The 8,429-nt window shown below is 72.9% G+C and carries 6 protein-coding genes; 4 read left to right on the top strand and 2 right to left on the bottom strand.

Annotation, left to right across the window (positions count from 1 at the left end; all coding sequences use genetic code 11):
• Positions 1 to 220: 220 nt before the first annotated feature.
• Complete coding sequence (locus tag AB0472_RS17255; protein ID WP_366357277.1) at positions 221 to 820, bottom strand: TetR/AcrR family transcriptional regulator; 600 nt, start codon at positions 818 to 820, stop codon at positions 221 to 223.
• 86 nt (positions 821 to 906) lie between these two features.
• Here AB0472_RS17255 and AB0472_RS17250 point away from each other — a divergent pair, with 86 nt between their 5' ends.
• From AB0472_RS17250 to AB0472_RS17235, 4 genes are read left to right on the top strand one after another with little or no spacing between them, the layout of a single operon-like run.
• Positions 907 to 2,523, top strand: coding sequence for a carboxyl transferase domain-containing protein (locus AB0472_RS17250; protein WP_366357276.1), 1,617 nt, complete (start codon positions 907 to 909; stop codon positions 2,521 to 2,523).
• A gap of 11 nt (positions 2,524 to 2,534) precedes the next feature.
• Positions 2,535 to 4,487, top strand: coding sequence for a biotin carboxylase N-terminal domain-containing protein (locus tag AB0472_RS17245; RefSeq protein ID WP_366357275.1), 1,953 nt, complete (start codon positions 2,535 to 2,537; stop codon positions 4,485 to 4,487).
• Positions 4,484 to 5,431: a hydroxymethylglutaryl-CoA lyase gene (locus AB0472_RS17240; protein ID WP_366357274.1), complete on the top strand. Its 948-nt coding sequence runs from the start codon at positions 4,484 to 4,486 to the stop codon at positions 5,429 to 5,431. Before AB0472_RS17245 ends, AB0472_RS17240 begins: the two co-directional genes overlap by 4 nt.
• A 5-nt stretch (positions 5,432 to 5,436) precedes the next feature.
• Positions 5,437 to 6,597 (top strand): acyl-CoA dehydrogenase family protein, encoded by a 1,161-nt coding sequence (locus AB0472_RS17235; RefSeq protein WP_366357273.1) that lies wholly within the window; start codon positions 5,437 to 5,439, stop codon positions 6,595 to 6,597.
• Between the two features lie 71 nt (positions 6,598 to 6,668).
• Here the strand turns inward: AB0472_RS17235 and AB0472_RS17230 are convergent, their stop codons facing one another.
• Positions 6,669 to 8,336, bottom strand: a complete 1,668-nt coding sequence (locus tag AB0472_RS17230) for an MFS transporter (protein ID WP_366357272.1) — start codon at positions 8,334 to 8,336, stop codon at positions 6,669 to 6,671.
• Between the last annotated feature and the right edge of the window lie 93 nt (positions 8,337 to 8,429).

Below are 8,429 nucleotides of genomic sequence, written 5' to 3'. Positions count from 1 at the left end.
GGCGCGGCAGGCGCCGCCTTCCTCCAGCCGCTTTACTTCACATCTGCGCCGCGCCGGCGATCAGCCACGACGGCGCGAGCCGGCGGTGCCGAACCGGCCCGAGGCAGCACGGCACCGCCGGGAACCATCGTCGTGGCTGGTCGCCGTCGCGGCGGATGCAAGAGGTCGGCCGCAGCGGGTGGACACAGCAGGGCGGGCGCGGTGGCATCGTGCCTCGGGCTCAGTCCACCGCCGCCGCCTCGAAGGCGCCCCGTGCCATGCGGTGGAGGAGGACGGCGGTGGCGCCGCGGCCCGGCAGGGAACCCGGTCGGCCCAAGTGGGGGGTGGAGTTCAGGAGGCCGAAGACGGAGTGAACCGCGGAGCGGGCGGCCGGCTCCGGGAGGGCCGGGTAGGCGCCGCGGACCACCTCCACCCACAGTTCGACGTACTGCCGCTGCAACTGCCGCACCAGCTTGCGGTCGCTGTCACGCAAGCGGTCCAGCTCCCGGTCGTGCAGGGTGATCAGTGGACGGTCGTCGAGGGCGAAGTCGATGTGGCCCTCGATGAGGGAGTCCAGGACCGCCGAGGGCCCGGTGTCCCCGTCGGCCTCCGCCAGGCGGCGCTTGGCCCCCGTCAGCAGCTGCCCGCTGATCCCCACCAGCAGCTCCGCGAGCATCGCGTCCTTGCCCGCGAAGTGCCGGTAGAGACCGGGCCCGCTGATGCCGACCGCGGCCCCTATCTCGTCCACCCCGACACCGTGGAAGCCGCGCTCGGCGAAGAGCCGGGCGGCCTCCTTGAGGATCTGCTCGCGGCGCGTCGGGGCGTCGGTTCTCGTGACCATGAGGCCAATTCTAGACAGGGAGGTTAGCGGTCGTTAACCTGAAGGAAATGCGTTAACGCTCATTAACAAGGTGAGGGGATCGCGGCATGGACCAGGCACCGGAGCTGACGAGCGCGGCGGACCCCGCGTCGGAGGCCTTTCGGGCCAACGAGGAGGCACACCGCGTCCTCGTAGAAGAGCTGCGCGGCAAGCTCGCCGCGGCCGCGCTCGGCGGCGGCGAGAAGGCACGGACCCGGCACACCGCGCGCGGCAAGCTGCTGCCGAGGGACCGGGTGGACACCCTGCTCGACCCGGGGTCCCCGTTCCTGGAGCTGGCTCCCCTGGCCGCCGACGGGATGTACGAGGGAGCGGCCCCGGCCGCGGGCGTGATCGCCGGGATCGGCCGGGTCAGCGGCCGCGAGTGCGTGATCGTCGCCAACGACGCCACGGTCAAGGGCGGCACGTACTACCCGATGACCGTGAAGAAGCACCTGCGGGCCCAGGAGGTGGCCCTCGACAACCGGCTGCCGTGCGTGTACCTGGTCGACTCCGGCGGCGCCTTCCTCCCCATGCAGGACGAGGTCTTCCCGGACCGCGACCACTTCGGGCGGATCTTCTACAACCAGGCCCGGATGTCGGGGGCGGGCATCCCGCAGATCGCCGCCGTGCTCGGGTCCTGCACCGCCGGCGGCGCGTACGTCCCGGCGATGAGCGACGAGGCCGTCATCGTCCGCAACCAGGGGACGATCTTCCTCGGCGGCCCCCCGCTGGTGAAGGCGGCCACCGGCGAGGTCGTCACGGCCGAGGAGCTGGGCGGCGGCGAGGTGCACTCCCGCGTCTCCGGCGTCACCGACCACCTCGCCGAGGACGACGCGCACGCGCTCAGGATCGTCCGGAACATCGCCGCCACCCTCCCGGCCCGGCGCGCGCTGCCCTGGGAGGTCACCCCGGCCGCCGAGCCGAAGGTCGACCCCTACGGCCTCTACGGCGCCGTCCCCGTCGACTCCCGCACCCCCTACGACGTCCGCGAGATCATCGCCCGGGTCGTCGACGGCTCCCGGTTCGCCGAGTTCAAGGCCGAGTTCGGGCAGACCCTGGTCACCGGCTTCGCCCGGATCCACGGTCACCCGGTCGGCATCGTCGCCAACAACGGCATCCTCTTCTCCGAGTCCGCCCAGAAGGGCGCCCACTTCATCGAGCTGTGCGACCAGCGCGGCATCCCGCTCGTCTTCCTGCAGAACATCTCCGGCTTCATGGTCGGCAAGGACTACGAGGCCGGCGGCATCGCCAAGCACGGCGCGAAGATGGTCACGGCGGTGGCGTGCACCCGGGTGCCGAAGCTGACGGTGGTGGTCGGCGGCTCGTACGGCGCCGGGAACTACTCGATGTGCGGCCGGGCCTACTCCCCCCGCTTCCTGTGGATGTGGCCCAACGCCAAGATCTCCGTCATGGGCGGCGAGCAGGCCGCGTCCGTGCTGGCGACCGTCAAGCGGGACCAGCTGGAGGCGCGCGGAGAGTCCTGGGCCGCCGAGGACGAGGAGGCCTTCAAGGCACCCGTCCGCGCCCAGTACGAGCGGCAGGGCAGCGCCTACTACGCGACCGCCCGCCTGTGGGACGACGGGGTCATCGACCCCCTCGACACCCGGCAGGTGCTGGGACTGGCCCTGACGGCCTGTGGCAACGCGCCGCTGGGTGAACCCCGGTTCGGCGTCTTCCGGATGTGAGGAGGGGACTCGTGTTCGACACCGTACTCGTGGCCAACCGGGGCGAGATCGCCGTCCGGGTCATCCGTACGCTCCGCTCGCTGGGCGTCCGCTCGGTGGCCGTGTACTCCGACGCCGACGCGGACGCGCGGCACGTCCGGGAGGCCGACACGGCGGTCCGGATCGGTCCGGCGCCGGCGGGCGAGAGCTATCTGTCGGTGGAGCGGCTGCTTTCGGCGGCCGTGCGGACCGGCGCGCAGGCCGTCCACCCGGGGTACGGCTTCCTCGCCGAGAACGCGGGCTTCGCGCGCGCCTGTGAGGAGGCCGGGCTGGTCTTCATCGGCCCGCCCGCGGACGCCATCGCGCTGATGGGCGACAAGATCCGCGCCAAGGAGACGGTGGCGGCGGCCGGGGTGCCGGTGGTGCCCGGCGGCCGTGACCCCGAACTCGCCGAGGCCGCCCGCGCGTTGGGGGCCCCCGTGCTGCTCAAGCCGTCCGCCGGCGGTGGCGGCAAGGGCATGCGGCTGGTGCGGGACCTCGGGGTCCTGGACGACGAGATCGCCGCCGCCCGCCGCGAGGCCCGTGCCTCCTTCGGCGACGACACCCTCCTCGTCGAGCGGTGGATCGACCGCCCCCGGCACATCGAGATCCAGGTCCTGGCCGACGGCCATGGCAACGTCGTCCACCTCGGCGAGCGCGAGTGTTCGCTCCAGCGCCGCCACCAGAAGGTGATCGAGGAGGCGCCCAGCGTGCTCCTGGACGAGGCGACGCGGGCGGCGATGGGCGAGGCCGCGGTGCAGGCGGCGCGCTCGTGCGGGTACGTCGGCGCGGGCACCGTGGAGTTCATCGTGCCCGGCGGCGACCCGTCGGCGTACTACTTCATGGAGATGAACACCCGCCTCCAGGTGGAGCACCCCGTCACCGAACTCGTCACCGGCCTCGACCTGGTGGAGTGGCAGCTGCGGGTGGCGGCCGGGGAGCCGCTGGGGTTCGCGCAGGAGGACGTCCGGCTGACCGGGCACGCGGTCGAGGCCCGGATCTGCGCCGAGGACCCGGCGCGCGCCTTCCTGCCCACCGGCGGCACGGTGCTGCTGCTGCGCGAACCGCAGGGCGACGGCGTCCGCACCGACTCCGGGCTCAGCGAGGGCTCCGAGGTCGGCAGCCTCTACGACCCGATGCTGTCCAAGGTGATCGCGTACGGCCCGGACCGGGAGACCGCGCTCCGGAAGCTGCGCGGGGCCCTCGCGGAGACGGTCGCCCTCGGCGTGCAGACCAACGCCGGTTTCCTGCGCCGCCTCCTTGCCCACCCGGCGGTGGTGGCCGGCGAGCTGGACACCGGCCTGGTCGAGCGGGTGGTGGACGACCTGGTCACCACGGACGTCCCGGACGAGGTGTACGAGGCGGCGGCGGCCGTACGGCTGGAGGCGCTGCGGCCGGTCGCGGCGGGCGGTGCCGCTGCGGCCGGTGCCGCGTCGGCCGGGCGCTGGACGGACCCCTTCTCGGTGCCCAGCGGCTGGCGCCTCGGCGGTACCCCCAGGCCCGTCGGGTTCCACCTGCGGGTGCAGGACCCGGTGGAGTACGCCCCGCACGGCACCCACACCGTCACCGCCGACCGGGTGACCGTCACCCTGGACGGCGTCCGGCACACCTTCCACCGCGCCGCCGACTGGCTCGGCCGGGACGGCGACGCCTGGCAGGTCCGCGACCACGACCCGGTCGCCGCCTCGCTGAACCGCACCGCGCACGCCGGCGCCGACTCGCTCACCGCGCCCATGCCCGGCACGGTGACCGTCGTGAAGGTCGCCGTCGGCGACGAGGTCGCCGCCGGGCAGAGCCTGCTGGTGGTGGAGGCGATGAAGATGGAGCACGTCATCTCCGCACCGCACGCCGGCACGGTCGCCGAACTCGACGTGCGGCCCGGCACCACGGTCGCCATGGACCAGGTGCTGGCCGTGATCGCCCCGCACGAGGAGGAGACGGCATGACCGCCCCGGAGAGCGCCCTCCCCATGGTCGTACCGGCCACCGACCTGCCCGCCCGGGTCCGGATCCACGAGGTGGGCGCCCGCGACGGCCTGCAGAACGAGAAGACGGCCGTACCGACCTCGGTGAAGGCCGAGTTCGTGCACCGGCTGGCCGACGCGGGCCTGACGACGATCGAGGCGACCAGCTTCGTCCACCCGAAGTGGGTGCCCCAACTGGCGGACGCGGAGGATCTGTTCCCGCAGCTCGCCGATCTCCCGGGGGTCGCCCTGCCCGTCCTCGTCCCCAACCAGCGGGGCCTGGACCGGGCCCTGGCCCTGGGCGCCCGCCGGGTCGCCGTCTTCGCCAGCGCCACCGAGTCCTTCGCCAGGGCCAACCTCAACCGCTCGCTGGACGAGTCGCTGGCCGTCTTCGACCCGGTCGTCCGGCAGGCGAAGGACGCCGGCGTGCACGTCCGCGGCTACGTGTCGATGTGCTTCGGCGACCCCTGGGAGGGTGCCGTCCCGTTCCACCAGGTGGTCCGGGTCTGCAGGGCGCTGCGCGACATGGGCTGCGACGAGCTGAGCCTCGGCGACACGATCGGCGTGGCCACCCCCGGCCACGTCCTCGAACTCCTCTCCCTGCTCAACGAGGAGGGCGTGCCGACGAACGTCATCGGCGTGCACTTCCACGACACCTACGGCCAGGCGCTCGCCAACACCTACGCGGCCCTGGAACACGGCGTGACGACGATCGACGCGTCCGCCGGCGGGCTCGGCGGCTGCCCGTACGCCAAGTCCGCCACCGGCAACCTCGCCACCGAGGATCTGGTCTGGATGCTCCGGGGCCTCGGCATCGAGACCGGAGTGGACCTCGGCAAACTCACCGCCACCAGCGTGTGGATGGCCGAACAACTGGGCCGACCCAGCCCGTCCCGTACCGTCCGCGCCCTCTCCCACCAGGAGTGACGACCATGGACCACCGCCTCTCCCCCGAACTGGAAGAACTCCGCCGTACGGTGGAGGAGTTCGCGCACGACGTCGTGGCGCCGAAGATCGGCGACTTCTACGAGCGGCACGAGTTCCCGTACGAGATCGTCCGCGAGATGGGCCGCATGGGCCTGTTCGGGCTGCCGTTCCCCGAGGAGTACGGCGGCATGGGCGGCGACTACCTGGCCCTCGGCATCGCCCTGGAGGAACTGGCCCGCGTCGACTCGTCGGTGGCGATCACGCTGGAGGCCGGCGTCTCCCTGGGCGCCATGCCGATCCACCTCTTCGGGACGGACGAGCAGAAGCAGGAGTGGCTGCCGCGGCTCTGCTCCGGCGAGATCCTCGGCGCCTTCGGCCTCACCGAACCCGACGGCGGCAGCGACGCCGGCGCCACCCGCACCACGGCCCGCCTGGACGAGGCCACCGGCGAGTGGGTGATCAACGGCAGCAAGTGCTTCATCACCAACTCGGGCACGGACATCACGGGGTTGGTGACGGTCACCGCGGTCACCGGCCGCAAGCCCGACGGCAAGCCGCGGATCTCCTCGATCATCGTCCCGTCCGGCACCCCCGGCTTCACGGTCGCCGCCCCCTACTCCAAGGTCGGCTGGAACGCCTCCGACACCCGCGAGCTGTCCTTCGCCGACGTCCGGGTCCCGGCCGCCAACCTGCTCGGCGCGGAGGGCCGCGGCTACGCCCAGTTCCTGCGCATCCTCGACGAGGGCCGCATCGCCATCGCCGCCCTGGCCACCGGCCTGGCCCAGGGCTGCGTGGACGAGTCGGTGAAGTACGCGAAGGAGCGGCACGCCTTCGGCAGGCCCATCGGCGCCAACCAGGCCATCCAGTTCAAGATCGCCGACATGGAGATGAAGGCCCACACCGCCCGCCTGGCCTGGCGCGACGCGGCCTCCCGCCTGGTGGCGGGCGAGCCCTTCAAGAAGGAGGCGGCCCTCGCCAAGCTGTACTCCTCGACGATCGCCGTGGACAACGCCCGCGACGCGACCCAGGTGCACGGCGGCTACGGGTTCATGAACGAGTACCCGGTGGCCCGCATGTGGCGCGACTCCAAGATCCTGGAGATCGGGGAGGGGACGAGCGAGGTGCAGCGGATGCTGATCGCGCGGGAGCTGGGGCTGGTGGGCTGAGGCCGGCCGACCGCGCGTGCTCCGGCGGGCCTCCTCCCGGAGCACCCCCGCGGGCGCACCCGCGCCGCGCGTCAGCCGGCGGAGCCGGAAGCGGCAGCGGAGGCGGAAGCGGAGGCGGAGGCGGAGGCGGAAGCCGTGGCGGTCCCGGTTCCGGTCCCGGTCCCGGTCCCGGTGACATGGTGCGGCCGGTTGCGTATCAGCAGGGCCGAGGCCAGGGCCGCGCACAGGAAGACGGCGGCGACGACGGCCATGCCGACGTGGACGCCGGAGGTGAAGGCTTCACCGACCGCGGCGGTCACGTTCGGCGGGGTCGTCCCGTGACCGCCGGTGCCCGTGGAGACGGCCTGCTCAACGGCCGGCCAGGCCGCCCGGGGAACGTGGTGGGCGTCGAGCCGGCCGGGCAGCCGGGACTGGAGCCGGCTCGCGAGCAGGGCACCGAGGAGCGCGGAGCCGGTGACGGACCCGATCTGGCGGAAGGCGTTGACGGCTCCGGAGGCCATGCCGGCGTGTTCGTGGGAGACGCTGACCAGGGCGGCGGCGGTGCTCGGCGCGGCCACCATCCCGCAGGCGGCGCCGAAGACCACGTACAGCCACCACACCCGGGCGTAGGAGGTGCCCGGATCCAGCGTGCCGGCGAAACCGGCCGTGGCCGCGGCCCCGACGAGGAAGCCCACGGTGAGCGGGAGCTTGAAGCCGGTACGGCGGATCACGCGTCCGGTCGCGTAGGCGACGACGACGTAGACGCCGAAGAAGGCCAGCAGCCGCCAGCCCACGTCCAGGGCGGAGAGCTCCTGGACACGCTCGTAGAAGAGCACCGAGAGGATGGCCACCCCGGTGAAGCCGAACAGGGAGACGGCCGCGACGAACATGACGGCGCTGAACGACGCCGACCGGAACAGACTCATGTCCAGCATGGGTGCGCGGGCGGCCCGCTCGACGAGGACGAAGCCGGTCAGGGCGGCGGCCGCGACGCACCAGGCGACGACGGTCCGGGCGCTGGTGTAGCCGTCGTGTCCGCCTTCGATGAGGGCGTAGACGAGGGCGGCGATGCCCACGGCGGCCAGGACCTGGCCGGGGACGTCGAGCTTGCCGGCGGGGCCGCGCGACTCGGCGACGCGGGCGGCGGCGGCCATGGTGACGACGGCGAGGGCGGCGGTGGACAGGAAGACCGTGTTCCAGTGGAAGTGGTCCAGCAGGGTGCCCGCGATCAGCGGTCCGGCGGCGAGTCCGATGCCGGAGGCGGCCGCCCAGGCGGTGACGACCTCGGTGCGCCGGTGGGGGTCCGGGAAGGCGGCTCCCAGGATGGCGAGGCTGTTGGGCAGGATGAGGGCGCCGCCGACGCCGGAGACGAGCTGGCCGGCGATGACACCTCCGGTCGAGCCCGAGGCGTAGACGGTGAGCGACCCGACGATCATGACCGCGGCGCCGGCGAGGAAAGCGCGCTTGCGGCCGTAGAGGTTGCCGATGGTGCCCGCGGACATCACCAGGCCGGCCACGAGCAGGGTGTACGCGGAGGGGATCCAGACGAGGCCGGTCGGGGAGACGTGCAGGTCGTCCTGGATGGCCGACAGCGCCGACACCGATGCGGTGACCAGCAGGAAGGTCGTCATGGCGCCCAGGCACATCGCGACGAGGGTGAGCGCCGCCGTGCGCCGGGAGGGCTGGTGGGGGTTCTGGCCGCCGGGTTGCCGGTCGGCCGGCCTGAGTCGGCCCGGGGCGGGTGGAGGGGTGGAAGCCATCGAGTCCTCGTCTCGGCCGAGCTGCGGGCACGGGGCACAGCTGACTTACGGTTGAACAAGTCAGCCGCGACGCTATAGGCTGACTTCGCATGA

The sequence above is a fragment of the Streptomyces sp. NPDC086777 genome (genome assembly GCF_040702065.1).
Classification (GTDB): domain Bacteria; phylum Actinomycetota; class Actinomycetes; order Streptomycetales; family Streptomycetaceae; genus Streptomyces.
This window is presented reverse-complemented; position numbering and strand designations above follow the sequence as displayed.